Annotated in this window: 17 protein-coding genes; 8 read left to right on the forward strand and 9 right to left on the reverse strand. The window is 69.8% G+C overall.

Annotated features, from left to right (window positions below; genetic code table 11):
- Nucleotides 1-29 precede the first annotated feature (29 nt).
- Nucleotides 30-2,135: a xanthine dehydrogenase family protein molybdopterin-binding subunit gene (locus AAFF41_RS47775; RefSeq protein ID WP_319749966.1), complete on the forward strand. Its 2,106-nt coding sequence runs from the start codon at nt 30-32 to the stop codon at nt 2,133-2,135.
- A 21-nt stretch (nt 2,136-2,156) separates the two neighbouring features.
- Nucleotides 2,157-2,645: a (2Fe-2S)-binding protein gene (locus tag AAFF41_RS47780; protein ID WP_319749719.1), complete on the forward strand. Its 489-nt coding sequence runs from the start codon at nt 2,157-2,159 to the stop codon at nt 2,643-2,645.
- Nucleotides 2,646-2,675: 30 nt separating this feature from the next.
- Here AAFF41_RS47780 and AAFF41_RS47785 read toward each other — a convergent pair whose 3' ends face one another.
- The 5 genes from AAFF41_RS47785 to AAFF41_RS47805 all read right to left on the reverse strand — a co-directional run bounded on the left by AAFF41_RS47785 (nt 2,676) and on the right by AAFF41_RS47805 (nt 5,224).
- The gene (locus AAFF41_RS47785) at nt 2,676-3,116 is read right to left on the reverse strand and encodes an OsmC family protein (RefSeq protein WP_319749718.1); all 441 of its coding nucleotides are present in this window, start codon (nt 3,114-3,116) and stop codon (nt 2,676-2,678) included.
- An 88-nt stretch (nt 3,117-3,204) separates the two neighbouring features.
- The gene (locus tag AAFF41_RS47790; protein WP_054233871.1) at nt 3,205-3,429 is read right to left on the reverse strand and encodes a hypothetical protein; all 225 of its coding nucleotides are present in this window, start codon (nt 3,427-3,429) and stop codon (nt 3,205-3,207) included.
- Nucleotides 3,426-4,061: a ParA family protein gene (locus AAFF41_RS47795; protein ID WP_319749717.1), complete on the reverse strand. Its 636-nt coding sequence runs from the start codon at nt 4,059-4,061 to the stop codon at nt 3,426-3,428. The genes AAFF41_RS47790 and AAFF41_RS47795 overlap by 4 nt, the downstream gene beginning before the upstream one ends.
- A 120-nt stretch (nt 4,062-4,181) precedes the next feature.
- Nucleotides 4,182-4,724 (reverse strand): hypothetical protein, encoded by a 543-nt coding sequence (locus AAFF41_RS47800; RefSeq protein WP_415925913.1) that lies wholly within the window; start codon nt 4,722-4,724, stop codon nt 4,182-4,184.
- Nucleotides 4,721-5,224, reverse strand: coding sequence for an ATP-binding protein (locus tag AAFF41_RS47805; protein WP_319749715.1), 504 nt, complete (start codon nt 5,222-5,224; stop codon nt 4,721-4,723). Before AAFF41_RS47805 ends, AAFF41_RS47800 begins: the two co-directional genes overlap by 4 nt.
- 309 nt (nt 5,225-5,533) lie before the next feature.
- Between AAFF41_RS47805 and AAFF41_RS47810 the strand changes: the two genes are divergently transcribed.
- Both AAFF41_RS47810 and AAFF41_RS47815 read left to right on the forward strand, forming a co-directional pair.
- The gene (locus AAFF41_RS47810; RefSeq protein WP_388417495.1) at nt 5,534-5,743 is read left to right on the forward strand and encodes a DUF397 domain-containing protein; all 210 of its coding nucleotides are present in this window, start codon (nt 5,534-5,536) and stop codon (nt 5,741-5,743) included.
- A gap of 98 nt (nt 5,744-5,841) precedes the next feature.
- On the forward strand, nt 5,842-6,762 hold the full coding sequence (locus AAFF41_RS47815; protein WP_319749713.1) for a helix-turn-helix domain-containing protein: 921 nt from the start codon (nt 5,842-5,844) through the stop codon (nt 6,760-6,762).
- 66 nt (nt 6,763-6,828) lie between these two features.
- Here the strand turns inward: AAFF41_RS47815 and AAFF41_RS47820 are convergent, their stop codons facing one another.
- Nucleotides 6,829-7,647, reverse strand: a complete 819-nt coding sequence (locus AAFF41_RS47820; RefSeq protein WP_319749712.1) for an SAM-dependent methyltransferase — start codon at nt 7,645-7,647, stop codon at nt 6,829-6,831.
- Between the two features lie 232 nt (nt 7,648-7,879).
- Here AAFF41_RS47820 and pgm point away from each other — a divergent pair, with 232 nt between their 5' ends.
- Complete coding sequence (gene pgm, locus AAFF41_RS47825; protein WP_343326046.1) at nt 7,880-9,520, forward strand: phosphoglucomutase (alpha-D-glucose-1,6-bisphosphate-dependent); 1,641 nt, start codon at nt 7,880-7,882, stop codon at nt 9,518-9,520.
- A gap of 95 nt (nt 9,521-9,615) precedes the next feature.
- Here the strand turns inward: pgm and AAFF41_RS47830 are convergent, their stop codons facing one another.
- The gene (locus AAFF41_RS47830; RefSeq protein WP_415925912.1) at nt 9,616-9,963 is read right to left on the reverse strand and encodes a hypothetical protein; all 348 of its coding nucleotides are present in this window, start codon (nt 9,961-9,963) and stop codon (nt 9,616-9,618) included.
- 90 nt (nt 9,964-10,053) lie between these two features.
- Between AAFF41_RS47830 and AAFF41_RS47835 the strand changes: the two genes are divergently transcribed.
- Nucleotides 10,054-10,428, forward strand: coding sequence for a hypothetical protein (locus AAFF41_RS47835; protein ID WP_343326047.1), 375 nt, complete (start codon nt 10,054-10,056; stop codon nt 10,426-10,428).
- A gap of 153 nt (nt 10,429-10,581) precedes the next feature.
- On the opposite strand, the gene AAFF41_RS47840 is transcribed toward AAFF41_RS47835, so the two are convergent.
- Nucleotides 10,582-11,181, reverse strand: a complete 600-nt coding sequence (locus tag AAFF41_RS47840) for a TetR/AcrR family transcriptional regulator (protein ID WP_319749709.1) — start codon at nt 11,179-11,181, stop codon at nt 10,582-10,584.
- Between the two features lie 96 nt (nt 11,182-11,277).
- Between AAFF41_RS47840 and AAFF41_RS47845 the strand changes: the two genes are divergently transcribed.
- The gene (locus tag AAFF41_RS47845; protein ID WP_343326048.1) at nt 11,278-12,324 is read left to right on the forward strand and encodes an NAD(P)-dependent alcohol dehydrogenase; all 1,047 of its coding nucleotides are present in this window, start codon (nt 11,278-11,280) and stop codon (nt 12,322-12,324) included.
- Between the two features lie 177 nt (nt 12,325-12,501).
- Nucleotides 12,502-14,592 (forward strand): SpoIIE family protein phosphatase, encoded by a 2,091-nt coding sequence (locus tag AAFF41_RS47850; RefSeq protein WP_319749707.1) that lies wholly within the window; start codon nt 12,502-12,504, stop codon nt 14,590-14,592.
- A 13-nt stretch (nt 14,593-14,605) separates the two neighbouring features.
- On the opposite strand, the gene AAFF41_RS47855 is transcribed toward AAFF41_RS47850, so the two are convergent.
- A complete protein-coding gene (locus tag AAFF41_RS47855; protein ID WP_425526212.1) occupies nt 14,606-15,769 on the reverse strand; it encodes a substrate-binding domain-containing protein in 1,164 nt (387 codons plus the stop codon).
- Between the last annotated feature and the right edge of the window lie 28 nt (nt 15,770-15,797).

Raw genomic sequence — 15,797 nt, forward strand, 5'->3', positions numbered from 1 at the left:
TGGCCCGTCAGCTGTCCCGCCGGAAGTTCATGGTCTACTCGCTCGCGGCGTCCACACTGACCCTCGCGGCGCCCGTCGGCTGCGACACGTCGTCGGCGGAGGGTGCCGAGCCCACCGCGGCGGAGGCGCACGGGCCCTCCCGCGTCCTGGTGACCGGCGCGGACGAGGAGATGCTGGTCCTGGAGGTCACCGCCGCCAACAAGGTGGTCCTACGACTGCCGCGCGTCGAGGTCGGGCAGGGCATCACGACCGCGGTCGCCATGATGATCGCCGAGGAACTGGACGCCCGGCTCGTCGACGTCGACGTCCCCCTCGCCGAGGCGCGGACCAAGGGGAACCAGTACACCGGCGGCTCGAGTTCCGTCCGTTCCCTGTACGGTCCCGCCCGCGCGCTCGCCGCCACCGCCCGGGCCCGGCTGGTGACCGCGGCCGCCCGGCGCTGGCACCTGCCCGCCCGGAGCCTGCGTACCCGGGACACGATGGTGGTCGCCCCCGACGGCCGTACGGCCACCTTCGGATCGCTGACGGCGGCCGCCGCCCGGATCCAGCGGCCCGACGTGTCGAGCAGGCCCAAGCCCGCGTCCGAGCACAAGGTGATCGGACGGCCGACGGGCCGGATCGACGCGCGGGACATCGTCACGGGCAAGGCGAAGTACGCCGGGGACCTGGAGGTGGCCGGGGCGAAGCCGACCGTGGTGGCCCGGTCGCCGACGCTCGGTGGGCGCGTCGTCTCGGTCGACGACCGTGCGGCCCGCGCGATGCCCGGCGTCCACGCGGTGGTCAAGGTCGCCGGCGGCGTCGCCGTGGTGGCGGAGTCCTTCCACCACGCTTTCAAAGCCCGTGACGCCCTGCGCATCACCTGGCGGCCGGGGCCGCTGGCGTCGTTGTCCGACGCCGTCATCCGGTCCCGGTTACGCGCCGCCGTTCCCTCGGTCGGCGCGCCGCCACGCGGATCGGCGCAGGTCGAGGGCGAGTTCGAGTTCGCCTTCGTCAGCCACGCCCCGATGGAGGTGCTGACCGCGGTGGCGGACGTACGCGCCGACCGGGCCGAGATCTGGTTCTCCTCCCAGACACCGATGGACGCGCGCGAGAGCATCGCCTCGGCGATCGGGCTGCCGAAGTCGAAGGTCCGCGTCCATGTCGTGCGCGGCGGCGGCTCGTTCGGCCGGCGGCTGAACTACGATGCCGCGATCGAGGCCGCCCTGATCTCGAAGGCGGCACGGCGACCGGTGAAGCTGATGTGGAGCCGCGGGGACGACATCCGGCACGGCCGGATGCGGGGGGCCTCGCATCACCGGATCCGGGCCAGCCATGCGCGGGGCAGGGTGGTGGCCTTCAGCCATGCGATGGCCTCGGTGAGCGAGTCGTACGAGGGGCAGGGCCTGGCCGCTCAGGGCGGCGTGACCGTTCGGGATGGTGTGACCACGGTGGCCGCGGGCCCGCTGCCCAGCGACAGCGGCCTCTACAACTTCGGGCGCCTTTCAGGGAGTTCAGGCTCGGTCGAGCTGGCGATGCCGCTCGGAGCCTGGCGGTCGGTGGACTCCGGGACCATGCGCACCGCGGAGGAGATCGTCGTCGACGAGGTCGCCGCCGAGCTGGGCCAGGACCCGGTGGCCTTCCGGCGCGGCACGCTCAGGAACAAGGCCGTCAAAGCCGTACTCGACAAGGTCGCGGCGGCCGGAAACTGGGGTCGGCCCCTGCCGTCCGGCCAGGCGCAGGGTGTGGCCGTCCACGAGGAATACGGCTCCTGCGTGGCCTGCCTGGTCGAGATCGACGCCACCGACCCGAAGAACCCCCGGGTGACCAAGGTGGTGATGGCGGCCGATGTCGGGACGGCCGTCAACCCGCGCGGACTCGAGGCCCAGCTCATGGGCACCGCCGTCGACGGCATCTCCACCGTGCTGCGGGCCGGACTGCACATCGACCGGGGTGCGGTGCGGGAGGGCAGCTTCGCCGACTTCCGCTACGCCCGCCAGCAGCACTCCCCGTTGCGCTTCGAGGCGCACATCATGCCGTCACGGCGCGAGCCCGGCGGGGCAGGCGAACTCGGCGTGCCGGCGGCGGCCGGTGCCGTGGCGAACGCCTATGCCCGTGCGACGCGTACCAGGCCCCGCCGCTTCCCGATCAACTTCTGATCGCTGTCCGAGAAGGTGCTGATGCCCTCCTATTCCTTCGTCCTCAACGGAAAGCCGGTCACCGTCGAGGCCCCCGCCGACATGCCACTCCTGTGGGTACTGCGCGACCTGCTGCACGTCACCGGGCCCAAGTACGGCTGTGGTGTGGGCGTTTGCCGTGCCTGCACCAGCCACCTGGACGGGGCGGAGATCCAGCCGTGTGTCGTCCCGGTCGCCGACTGCGTGGGCCGCGGGGTCACCACCATCGAGGGCCTGGCCGACGGCGACACCCTGCACCCCGTGCAACAGGCGTGGCTCGACTGCGATGTCGCTCAGTGCGGCTTCTGTCAGCCGGGACAGATCATGGCCACCGCGGCCCTGCTCAAGAAGACGCCCAGGCCCACCGACGACGACATCGACCGTATCGAGAACGTCTGCCGCTGCGGCACGTACTCCCGGATCCGCGAGGCGATCAAGAAAGCCGCCGACGCCGACGAGCATGTCACCCGCCCTGGTCGGAGCCACCCTTGAGGCACGCGGTGGCATTTGGTCCCAGTGGGGTCAGGCGTCCGCGACCGTCGCCGTGACGGGCGTGCCGATCTCGACCGTACGGCTGACCGTGCAGAGCCGGTCGTGGGAGGTCTTGACCGCCCGGGGGAGGATCGCGCGGGCGCGGTCGCCGAGTTCGCCGTCCGGGAAGGTGACGGAGAAGGTGACCATGAGGTCGGTCATCCGGTTTCCGAACTCGTCACTGATCTTGTCGCCCGTGACGGACACGGTGAACCCGGTGGGCTCCGCGTGGCGGGCGGTGGCGACATCGACGTCGGCCGCGGTGCAGCCCCCGATCGCGGCGAGCAGCAGCTCGACCGGGGTGAAGTCGGTGCCGCCGTGGGGATCGGAGCTGGTGCCGAAGCTGATCGTGCCGCCGCGAGGGTTCGTCGCGGTGAAGTGGCCGGTGGCGGTCCGCTCGACGGTGACGGAGCGCAGGGTGTTTTCGGTCATGCAGATGACACTAACGCGCAGGTTGCGAGGCCTGGCCCTGCCGACGGTGCGACGCGAGGAAACGGCGCCCGCGCATCCCCGTCCCGGCCTACGGGGTGCTTCTCAGGGGCTGCAGTACGGCGGCGCCGACCCGCAGGAGTGCGGACAGGGGTGGCTCGACCCAGCGGGTCAGTTCGCGTTGCAGGGCGGGGTCGAGCTCGATGGTCACCCGCACGTATCGGGTGTGCAGGTGAGTGACCTTGGCGGGGCGGGGTGCGGCGCCGTCCGGTTCGCGCTGCAATGCCGCTCGGTAGGTGTCCTTGCGCTGGTTCACGCTTTGTCCTGACGTTTGATGAGTTCGTCTGCGAGGTCCATGTACGCCGAGCCCTTGACCTCGACCGGGCTGCCGAACGACTGGGCGTACAGGTCGAGGCGGGGAATGTGGGTGGACAACACGTCGAAGCCCCGCTCGGTGAGGGCTTCGCGAGCGTCGGCGTCGGGGCCGGTGCGCGTGGCATCGGGGCGATTGGTGCGGTTCAGGAGGACAGCGGCGCGGGCCGGCTGCGCCCGCAGCGACTGCACGTCGCTCATCTCGCCGCCGATGGGTGCCATGCGATCCAGCTCGATGGGGGCCGGGGTCAGCGGCACGATCCACTCGCTCGCGTATCTCATGATGCTCCGGGCGATGTGGGCATGGTCCTCCAGCTGCGGGGCGTCGAACACCACGGCCTCTCGGTTGCCGAGAAAGTCGTTCACGCGCCGGTGCACGTCGCCCACCGGAAAGGCGATCACAGGAAACGGGAAGCCTCCTGCCAGTTCGCTCCAGCGCAAGGCGGAGGAGGCGGGGTCACTGTCCACCAGCAGGGGTGAGAGGCCCGACTCATGCAGGGCGTGGGCCAACCACACCGCACTGGTCGTCTTTCCGACTCCGGGTTTCAGATTCACAAAGGCATAGCTCAGCGACACGAGACGCAACGCTAACGGTCGCGGGCGGCCGACTGCCGTCGGCGCGGCACACGCTCTCCCTTTTCACCCTGCGGCGCCGTGAATCATTCGTAGGGGCTAACGCGGGAGGTCAGCGGCGCGTCAGTCGGCCAGTGCGGAGGCCAGGTCCCGCGCGGCTTGCACGAGTTCCTTGTCCGGTTCGTCGAGCAGGCGCTGGATCGTCTCGCGGTTAGCGCGCACGGCTCGGCGTGCTTCGCGTTCCCAGCCCACGTAGTTCTCACGGCGATTGAGCAGCTTGGGGTAGGCGATGGCCGTGGTCTCCCACTGCCGGGCGTCGGCGATGCTCTTCAGCAGCTGAAGGACCTGCACACGGCAGGGGACTTGAGGGAGCTGGACCAGTTCCCACAGGAAGGGGACCGTGGCGGCGGTGGCCTGGTCCACGACGAAGCCGTACTGGCAGATGCGTTGCCGTAGACGCGCGAGGGCGGCAACGGCGGTGGCTTCGTCACCCGTGGTGATGGCCGCGAGCAGGAAGGGGATGCCCGTGGCGGACCCGGTGGAATCCTGGAGATCGCGCCACGGGACGTCTCTCAGGTTCTTCAGGGTTGTCTCCATGTCCGCTCCCACGAGAGGCGTTGCGTGATGCCGTGCGCCGGGAGGCTCTGCCGATGCGGCGGCTGTCATGTCGGACCCTGCCAGGGCGGTGATGTCGGCCGATACGGGGGAGTGGGCAGCATCGCCCAGACGGTCTTGCCCGCACGCGAGCGAGTCCAGCCCCAGTGCTCGGACAGTTCTTCGACGATGCGCAGGCCACGGCCATGGACTTCCAGCGGGGCGTCCGTGCGTGGGTAGACGGGCGGGCTCTCGTACTGATCGGTGACGGCGCACACGAGATGGGCGCGTCGAAGCGTCAGATCCAGTCGCACGCCGTTCTGCCCGGTGGCGGAGTGGGGTGCCGCGTGAAGCACCGCGTTCGTTGCCAGTTCGTTGACGATGAGGACGGCGTCGTCAACGCGGTGGTCCAACTCCCAGTGGCCAAGGGTGCGGCGGGTGAAGGCGCGCGCCTGGGCGAGCCCCTGCCCGGTGTCGGTGATGCACAGGCTGGCGAATCTGGGTGAGTTGCACGCGGAATCGCTTCCCCCGGGCCGCCCTTGCCCCGCGATGGAGGAGCTCGCTTCTTCCATGAGTGAGCCGGTCGGAGCGGCTCGACCCGACGATGGCGCAGCCCTGCCGCTTGCAAGGCTCGGTGCTTCGCGTGCAGGTAACGACACGACATCTCCCTGATGCGACGTCAGGTTCGGTGCGGCAACGGTGCGGTTGACTCCCGGGCTATTATCCATCCCGACAGCGCCCGTCGTGCAATTTCACGGGAAATTGCACGAGTGGTGGCTGGGGCAGGCCGCACGGGTTCGGTCCGCTCCAGTGGGCGGCCGACCTGTACACCGTGGTGGAACGTGAACAAGGAGAGTGCGGTGCCGTCAGTGCGAAACGGAATGCGGGCCAGTTCACTGGGCGTTCGCTGGGTGAAGAGTCAGCACAGCAACGCCGAGGGCAACTGCGTCGAGGTGGCGTCCCTGGCCGAGGGGGGCGTGGCGCTGCGCAACTCGCGCGACCCCGACGGGCCGGCCCTCATCTACACAGCGGCTGAAGTGGCCGCTTTCCTGGCCGGGGCCAAGGACGGGGAGTTCGACCATCTGGTGTGAAGCGGAGTCGAGCGATTCCACTTCTGCCGACGCGTGCGACAGAAGGCCGCGGGATGCGAGGATGGACCCCGTCGTCTGCCGTTCTACAGGGAGTCAGGATGTCCGCCGAGTCACCTCGTGTCTCCCGCCTCGAACCGTATCTGACGCGGACCGAGCCCGCTCCGACCTTGCTGAAGATGCTGGTCGGTGTCCAGCTCGCGGGCATCCGCGAAGACGCCGGCCTCGCGCAGGAACAGGCCGCTCGCGCCATCGGGTTCAGCCCGGCGAAGCTGTCGCGCATAGAAGCCGGCAAGGGCCGTCGGCCGCCCACGGAAGGGGATGTCCGCGCGCTGCTGGAGCTCTACAAGACCGATGAGCATGAGGCGTCGGTTCTGCTCCAGTTGCTGCGGCGGGCCGGTGAGCCGGGATGGTGGCAGCGCTACGACAAGCGGCTGATGCCCGAGTGGTTCGATCGGCTGGTGGGGCTGCAGGAGGCCGCTGCCGCCATCCGTACCTTCGAGATCCAGTACGTCCCCGGTCTGCTGCAGACCCCGGCCTACACCAGGGCGGTCGTGGAGCGCGGCCTGCCCACGGCACCGGCCGGTGAGGTGCAGCGCCGTGTCGAACTGCGCATGCGCCGACGTGAACTGCTGCGTCGTGAGGACGGCCCTCAACTGTGGGCGGTCATCGACGAGTCGGTCCTGTTGCGTGTGCTGGGCAGTCGCGAGGTGATGCGTGAGCAGCTCGAGTACCTCGTGGAGATGGCTCAGCATCCCCAGGTGACGTTGCAGATCGTGCCCTTGGACGTGACGCACGCCTCCGCGCCCGCCATCCCCATCACCTACCTGCGCTTCGGCGGCCTCGATCTACCCGACATCGTCTACCTGGAGCACATCAGGAGCGCGAACTTCCTGGAGGACCGGGACGAGACCGAAGAGTACCGACTGGCTCTGGACCGTCTGGGAGACGAAGCCCTCACCCCGCGGGATTCCCTGACGCTGTTGCGGGACACGACCGCGGGGCGCTATTCGACCGCGTGACTGCCTCCGGCTCCACCGGTCGGATCCCGGTGGAGCCGACGGGAGCAGTCCTGTGGTCTTGCGATCCTATCGGATCCGGCCTACGCCGCCGAACTCGACCCATTCCTGGGTGAGCTGACGGGGTGCGACCTCGCTGTCGGGCCGCCAGGTGGACACCTCCACCAGACCGGGCTCCAGGACGTCGAGGCCCTCGAACCACTCCGCCACGTCCTTCTCCTGACGGACCCTGCCCCAATGCCCCTGGGTCGCCTGATCCATGAAGTCGGTGACGAACTCCCGGACCTTCTCGTCCTCGCTGACCAGCTGGCACATCACCATGCAGCTGCCGGGCACGAGCCGCTCGGCCACCCGGCGGGCCACGGCGAGCGGACCGTCGGTCTCCCCGTCCGGAATGCAGTGGAACACCGAGTTGAACAGCACGGCCACCGGCTGTGAGAAGTCGAGCAGGCGCTGAGTGTCCGGGTGGGAGAAGATCTTCTCCGTGTCACGCAGATCGGCGTGGATGACCGTGGTGCGGTCATTCTGGTCCAACAGCGCCCGTCCGTGCACCAGCACCATCGGATCGTTGTCGACGTACACCACGCGCGACGAGGGATCGACGCGTTGTGCGACCTGGTGGACGTTCTCCTGGGTGGGCAGGCCGGACCCGTGGTCGAGGAACTGCCTGATGCCGTACTCGGCTGCGAGCGTCCCGACGACCCGCTGCAGAAAGCGCCGGTTGTTCAGCGCCAAGGCGCGCGTGCTGGGCACGACCTTGTCCAGCTCGGCGCAGGCTGCCCGATCGGCTGCGTAGTTGTCCTTGCCGCCCAGGTAGTGGTCGTACATGCGAGCGGCCGTGGGTACGGTGGCGTCGATCTTCGTGGACAACTGCTTTCCAGCCTGCATCGTTCCCCCAGCTCCAAGCTGCTTCTAGTGGCTTGGCTTGACAGACAATACATCCTAGGCAATGGGCAATTGGGGATACCAGCCTGTTGACCGAGGATCTCCGGGAAAGCACCTGCGAGACCCTCTGGCCCGGCGTGTGTCCAGTCCTCGCCGTGGCACCGTGCGGCCGTGCCGCCCGGTGAGGAAACATGGGACCGCAAGCGATGAAGAACCGAGGTGGAGGTGCGGGTACATGCAGCACGAACGAGCGGGCACTCCGGCCGGTCCCGAGGACCTCGTCGACGTGCCCCGGCTGGTCACGGCGTATTACGCACTGCACCCCGACCCGGCGGAACCCGGCCAGCGCGTGGCCTTCGGTACGTCCGGCCATCGTGGGTCGTCACTGGCGACCGCGTTCAACGAGGACCACATCGCCGCGACGAGTCAGGCCATCTGTGAGTACCGCGAGGGCCAGGGCATCGACGGTCCCCTCTTCCTGGGCGCCGACACCCACGCCCTGTCGGAGCCCGCGAAGGTCACCGCGCTGGAGGTGTTCGCGGCCAACGGAGTGTCGGTGCTCCTCGACAGCGCGGACGGTTACACGCCCACACCGGCGGTCTCGCACGCCATTCTGACCCACAACCGCGGACGGTCGGCCGGTCTCGCGGACGGGGTCGTCGTCACCCCCTCCCACAACCCGCCCGCGGACGGTGGCTTCAAGTACAACCCGCCGAACGGCGGCCCGGCCGGCTCCGAGGCGACTTCCTGGATCCAGGACCGGGCCAACGAACTCATCGAGGGTGGGTTGAAGGGCGTACGGCGCATCCCCTACACGAGGGCGCTGGCCGCCCCCGGCACCGGTCGCTACGACTTCCTCGGCACCTATGTGGCCGACCTGCCGCACGTGCTGGACCTGGACGCGATCCGCGCGGCCGGCGTGCGCATCGGCGCGGACCCCCTGGGCGGGGCATCGGTCGCCTACTGGGGACGCATCGCCGAACAGCACGCGCTCGACCTGACGGTGGTGAACCCGCTCACCGACCCGACCTGGCGATTCATGACGCTGGACTGGGACGGCAAGATTCGTATGGACTGTTCGTCGCCCTACGCCATGGCCTCGCTGATCGAGCAGCGCGACCGTTTCCGGATCGCCACGGGCAACGACGCCGACGCCGACCGCCACGGGATCGTCACACCGGACGCCGGGCTCATGAACCCCAACCACTACCTCAGCGCCGCCATCTCCTACCTGTACTCCCACCGGGACCGGTGGCCCGCGGACACGGGGATCGGCAAGACACTGGTGTCGTCCGGCATGATCGACAGGGTCGCCGCCGACCTGGGCCGTCAACTCGTCGAAGTGCCCGTGGGATTCAAGTGGTTCGTGGACGGGCTGGTCGGCGGCTCGCTCGGGTTCGGCGGCGAGGAGTCGGCCGGCGCGTCCTTCCTGCGCCGCGACGGTTCGGTGTGGACCACCGACAAGGACGGCATCATCCTGGCCCTGCTCGCCTCCGAGATCACGGCGGTGACCGGGAAGACCCCCTCCGAGCACTACACCGCGCTGACCGCACGCTTCGGCGCCCCCGCGTACGAGCGCATCGACGCCCCGGCCTCCCGCGAGGAGAAGGCGCTCCTCGCGAAGCTCTCGCCCGCACAGGTCAGCACGCACACCCTCGCCGGAGAAGCGGTCACCGCGGTGCTCACCCATGCTCCGGGCAACGACGCGCCCATCGGCGGCATCAAGGTGACCACCGCCAACGCCTGGTTCGCGGCCCGTCCGTCGGGCACCGAGGACGTCTACAAGATCTACGCCGAGTCGTTCCTCGGAGCCGATCACCTCCGTCAGGTGCAGGAGGAAGCCAAGGCCGTGGTCTCGGCGGCATTGAGCGCCTGACGCCACGCGTGTGACCCGAGCGGATGCGGACAGGGGCTGTTCCCGCCACGGCCCTTGTCCGCCACGGCTCCTGTCCGCAACGGTCCTTCAGCCCGTCAACGGGTGTCCCTACCGCCCTCACCTGCTGCTGCCACGGAACTGCTGCCTTCGGTCACGGTCGAGATGTCGATGTCCCACTCCAGGTGTCGGAGGAGGTCGCTGTCCCCGGGGCGGGGCGCGGGCGCTCCTCGACCGGTGCGTGACGGTGTGCGGAAGCCACGGGAGATCTTGCCGCTGGTCGTGATGTTGTGCTCCACGCGGGGGCGGCGGAGGGCCTCGTACAGGGAGAGCGCCGACTCGGTGTCGGGCGCGTCCCGCAGTGACTTCGCGAGGACGACGGCGTCCTTCGATACGTCGCCGAGGAGCGGGACTACTACGCCGCGCCCCGCACGCTCATCGAGCACCTGCCGGCCGCCACCGGAACGCCGGGGCCGGTCAACGGCCGTATCGTCAGCGGGCCGGTCGTCGACGGGAGCCGCACCGCCCGCATCGAAGTGACCCACGACGGCGCCACCGCACACATCGACCTCGGCCAGGCCCTGCGCGGCCACCGCTTCGCCCACCGGGCCCGCACCGCAGGTGACGCGACTGTCGGCGACGCCCGAACCGCCGACCTGTGGGCCGTGCTGCGCGCACCCGGGCTGGTGTGGACGGAGGGCGGCGATGTCACCCTGGACGCCACCGGTCAGGACGAGTTCGTCGTGCTGGGACTGCTCGGGCGGCTCCATCCGGACAACGTCTTCCTGCGCCCCGCCGGCCACCGCGCCGGTCCGACAAGCACGGGCCGCAACGGACCGAGCCGCCTGGCCATCGACCTCCCGGATCACGACGTCACGGACCGGCCGCACAGTCCGCCGAAGACACGATGATCACGCGGCCGATGCAGTCAACGGTCCGACGATGCTCGTCGACGCCGAACAGAACCGGCAAGCGGCACAGAAGCAGCTGACAGGTGGCCGATGTGGTGCTGCGGTTGCCGGCCGAGCAGTCGCAGACGGTCTGCGGTCGCCCTGCGCCGGTGTCTAGCTTCGCTTTCCGTCGGCTGCCACGGCGCGGTGGACGCTCTCGCGGAGCAGGGAGCGACGCTGTTCGTGAACTTCGGGGGGCTCCTGGGCGGTGGCCGCGTAGACGTTGCTGACCGGTGACCAGGCCATGGACATGGCGATGACCATGGCCATCACGTCGAACGGGTCTCCCTGGCGCACCAGCCCGGCGGCCTGGGCCTCGGCGATGGCCCGCAACTTGCGGTCGTCGAGGCGGTCGGGGTCGTCCACCAGGTGCCCGGTCGGGCGGCGCTCCAGGCGTGCCCAGGTGGCCAGCCGGATCAGGTCGGGACGGCGGAGGTACTCGTCGTAGAGCCGTACGGCCCAGTCCGCGAGGTCGGTGGCGTCGATCGGGACGACGTTCACGATCCGCTCCAGCGAGCCGAAGAAGATGGCGTCGAAGAGCCCTTCCTTGTTGCCGAAGTAGGCGTAGAGCTGTGCCTTGTTCGTGCGCGCGGCGGCCACGATCCGCTCGATGCGCGCGCCGGCGATCCCGTGCTCGGCGAACTCCTGGGTCGCCACATCGAGGATGCGCTGGTACGTAGCCGCTCCGCGCGAGGTCAGGGGCCGGTCCGTCATGCCCGTCAGAGTACCAAACAGAACAGTTGGTTTGCCTGGGCCCGCAGGCGCGTCTACGCTGAGATAGACCGAACAGTCTGTTTAAGGAGATGCGCGGTGCGGACAACAACTGGCTGGCAGGCGGACGGCCCGACGGCGACGCTGCGACGGACGTCGCTGCAGCGGCGCGACCTGCGTCCGGACGACCTTGCGATCCGAGTGGACTACTGCGGCGTCTGCCACACCGATCTGCATGCCGTCCGCAGCCACGACGGCGAAGGGGGCCGCCCCCTGGTGCCGGGACACGAGTTCACGGGTGTGGTGGCCGAAACCGGGCCCGCCGTCACCCGCTTCTCCGCCGGCGACCCTGTCGCGGTCGGCAACATCGTGGATTCCTGCGGGGAGTGCTCGATGTGCCGGGCCGGCCAGGAGAACTTCTGCCACGCCTTCCCGACCCTGACCTACGGCGGCGTCGACCGGTTCGACGGATCGATCACCCTGGGGGGCTACTCCCGCGAGTACGTCGTCCGCGACCGATTCGCCCACCCTCTTCCCGCCGGTCTGGACCCGGCCGCTGCCGCTCCTCTGCTGTGCGCCGGGATCACCGTCTGGGAACCGTTGCACACCTTGGGTGTGGGGCCGCACAGTCGCGTCGCCGTGGCGGGTCTCGGGGGCCTGGGCCATCTCGCGGTCAAGTTCGCCGTGGCGCTCGGGGCCGACACCTCGGTCATCAGCCGCTCACCCGACAAGGCCGACGACGCTCGTCGTCTCGGCGCCCACGCTCTCGTCGTCTCGACGGATCAGGAACAGATGGCCGACGCCCGTGACCGGTTCGACGTCGTCATCGACACCATCTCCGCCCCGCACGACCTCGGCCCCTACCTGCGCATGGTCGCCATGGACGGGACGCTCAGCCACCTCGGGCACCTCGGACCCGTCACCGTGGAGACCATCGACCTCCTCATGGGACGCAAGAAGCTCAGCTCCGCCGGCAGCGGCGGCAGGCCCGCGACCACCGCCATGCTCGACTTCTGCGCCGAGCACGGCATCACCGCCGACATCGAACTCCTCCCCTCGGCGCGCGTGAACGAGGCCCTCGAACGCCTCGGCCGCAACGACGTCCGCTACCGCTTCGTCCTCGACATGTCCGACCTCGCGGCCTGAAGGAGGTTGCGACCGGCTGTCTCGCTCATCCCTGGCGGGCCGCGTCGTACGGTCGGGGTGTGTAGTCCGGCGGTCGTGGGGGACCATGGAAGGCGACGCGCCTGTGGAGACGGGCAGGCCGCGCTCCAGGCCGGCGGATGGTCTCGCGTGCCGCCGGCCGCGGAAGGAGTGCCTGTGATGAGCGAAGCCGAATGGCGTCCGTCGGGCATCGACTGGGCTCGCCCCCGCCAGGACAGCGAGCCGTCGCAGCCGAGCGGGCTGATGGACCTTCTCGGCGTCGCGGCGACACTGCTGGACGCGGACGGACGGATCGTCCTGTGGAGTCCCCAGGCAGAGGAGCTGTACGGCTACACCGCGGAGGAGGCGCTCGGGCAGTACGCCGCACTGCTGCTCGTCCGTGAGGAGGACTGGGACTGGGTGATCAAGAAGTTCGCCGAGGTCATGGAGACCGGCCGGGGCTGGGGCGGCACGTTTCCCATCCGGTGCAAGGACGGGAGCACCAGGCTGGTGGAGCTGCGCAACACTCGGCTGCTGGACGACCGCGGCGACTTCTACGCCCTCGGGCTCGGCACCGACTCACCCACCCTTCGCGAGGTGGAGCGGGATGTCGCCCTGTCCACCCGGTTGATCTCGCAGTCCCCCTTCGGGCTGGCGATCCTCGACACCGACCTCAGGTACCTGGCCGTCAACCCCGCGCTGGAGCGGATGCACGGCCTCCCCGCGAAAGAGCACCTCGGCCGCCACTACCGCGAGATCATGAGCCCCGACAAGTTCGAGGTGATCGAGGTCGCGATGAGGAGGGTCCTTGAGAGCGGGGTCCCCCTGGTCGACGAGTCCACCGTCGTCGGCTTCACCCCGGCCGACCCGGAACAACGGCACGCGTGGTCGATCTCGGTGTACCGGCTGGAGGACACCCAGGGCCGTGTTCTCGGGGTGGCCGAACTCGTGGTGGACGTCAGCGAGCGGTACCGGTCGGCCATGGAGGCCACCGAGACCCGGCGGCGCCTGGCCCTGATCGCCGATGGCTCCGCTCGTATCGGCACCACCCTGGAGGTCGAGGAGACGGCCCGGGAGCTGGCCGAGGTGACCGTTCCCGAGTTCGCCGACATGGTCGCCGTCGACGTGCTCGACTCCGTCCTCGACGAGCACCGCTCCGCCTCCGACAACGGCCCCGCGCTCTTCCGCGCCCTCGCCGTGAAGGCCGCCTACCCCACCGAAGCCGTCCTGGCCGCCGATCCGCCGGGCAACATCACCACCTACGAGGCCGATCGCGTGGCCACCCAATGTGTGCGTACCGGCAGGCCCATCCTGATCGCACACGCCGATGGGAACGAGCTGAGTCGCATCGCCCGCGACGACCGCGCCGCCACGTTGCTGGCGCGGGCCGGGGTGCACTCCTACATGGCCGTCCCGCTGACCGCACGCGGCGCCGTCCTGGGGTTCCTCGGGCTTTCCCGCGCCCGGGATCCACGGCCCTTCGACGAGGACGACCTCGCCATCGCCTCCGAGCTCGCATTCCGCGCCGCGGTGTGCATCGACAACGCCCGCACGCATCAGAGCGTGCGCACCGCCGCCGAGACCCTCCAGCGCAGCCTGCTCCCCGATCACCCGTCCCGCCTTCCCGGCCTGCAGGTCTCCTCCCGCTACGTCCCGGCACAGGCCGCCTACGAGATCGGCGGCGACTGGTACGACGTCCTCCCGCTCGGCGGAGACAAGACGGCCCTCGTCGTGGGCGACGTCATGGGCAGCGGCATCGACGCCGCCGCGGCCATGGGGCGCCTGCGCACCGCCACGGCCGCCTTCGCCAGCCTCGACCTGGAGCCGGCCCGGGTCCTCGAGCAGCTCGACTCGATCACATCCGGTCTGGAGCAGTACATCGCGACCTGCCTCTACGTGGCCTACGATCCGCACCGCGGCGAGTGCCGCATCGCCAACGCCGGCCACCTGCCTCCTGTCCTCGTGCGCAGTGGCGAGCGCCCCCGGCTGCTCGACCTGCCCGCCGGTATCCCGCTCGGAGTCGGCGGCGTCCCGTTCGAGGCGACCGCCGTCGAATTCGGCCTGGGCGACAAGCTTGTCCTGTACACGGACGGTCTGGTCGAGACCCGCCATGACTCCATCGACGAACGCCTCGCCGTCCTGGTCCACGCCCTGGAGGTGGCCGACTGCCCCTTGGAGGAGACGTGCGACCGCCTTCTTGAGGGTCTGCGACATCCGCGCGACCGCGACGACGTCGCTCTGCTGATCGCCCGCGCGGTACGTTCCCCGTGACGAGGACGCGGGGTTACCTGCCCCAGATCTTCCGGTACGCCTCCCGATAGCCCGACGGATCCCAGGTCGTGGCCCCGTGGCTGTTGTCGGCCGTGGTGATGTGGACGGGGGCCACATATCCGCCGGCGGGCCGACTGGAGAAGGCGCGGTTGAACTCGTCGACGATCTGCCAGCCCTGCAGGGACAGCGGCTCGGGGACGGTGGCGGCCTGGTACTGCTCGCTGTTGATGCGCTGGAAGGCGGAGGGATCACCGTCACCTGCGCCGATGTTGAAGGGCGGCCCGGCGCCGTCCTTGCCGGCGGCACGCAAGGCGGGGGCGGCGTCGGCGAAGTACAGATCGTTGATGGCGACGGAGTGGGTCCACGTGCTCCCGAAGCGGGAGAGGAGAGAGGAGATCTCCGGGGGGATGCGGCTGCTCGCGTCCGAGATCGGGATGTTCTCGTACGACAGGAGCCGCACGCCCGAGCAGGTGGCAAGGTCCCTCCTGATCAGCTCGGACTTGTTCCTGGCGAAGGGGATCGAGGCGTCGGTGATGAGCACGACCCCGGCGCGGCCGTCCGAGTGCGCGATGATCCACTGGGCGCTGATTCCGGCCACGTCCTCGACCCGGGTGGTGACGTTGGTGAAGAGCCGGGGCCTTCGGCTGGGTCCCGGGGTGGCGACCGCGTGCCAGCCGATGAGCGGGATGCCTGCCTTGTCGGCCTGGGAGACCTGCCGCGACGTCGAGTTGGGGTCGAAGCCGCCGATGACGATGCCCGAGGGTCTGAGCGCCAAGGCTTCGCTCATCGCCGCCTGGACGCCCACGGGTGTGCCCCCGCCGTCGATCACCCTGACGTTCCAGCCGATGACCCCTGCGGCTTCCCGCACCCCGTTCGCGGCGCCCGCGACGCCGGGATTGGTCATGGTCTGGGCGACGTAGACGATGGTCTTGCCGGGGACTGCCGTGGGGCCGCTGGTCGGGCCGCCCCAGGGGACGTCGGTCCTTTCCGCGTGTCTGACGGCGGTCTCGGCACGGTCCTGGACCGCGGGGCAGCCGCCCGAGCCCGTGGGGGAGTCTCCGGGGCCGTGCGACGAGTCGCGTTCGCAGCCCGCGAGAACCGTGGCCGCGACGACCACTGCGGTGGCGACGGACCGCGCCCTCATGATGCCTGCAGTGGCCTTGCGGTTGCCGTGCACGGGAGCTCCTCGCGGAGGAAGGGGCGGG

The organism is Streptomyces mirabilis, from assembly GCF_039503195.1.
Classification (GTDB): domain Bacteria; phylum Actinomycetota; class Actinomycetes; order Streptomycetales; family Streptomycetaceae; genus Streptomyces; species Streptomyces mirabilis_D.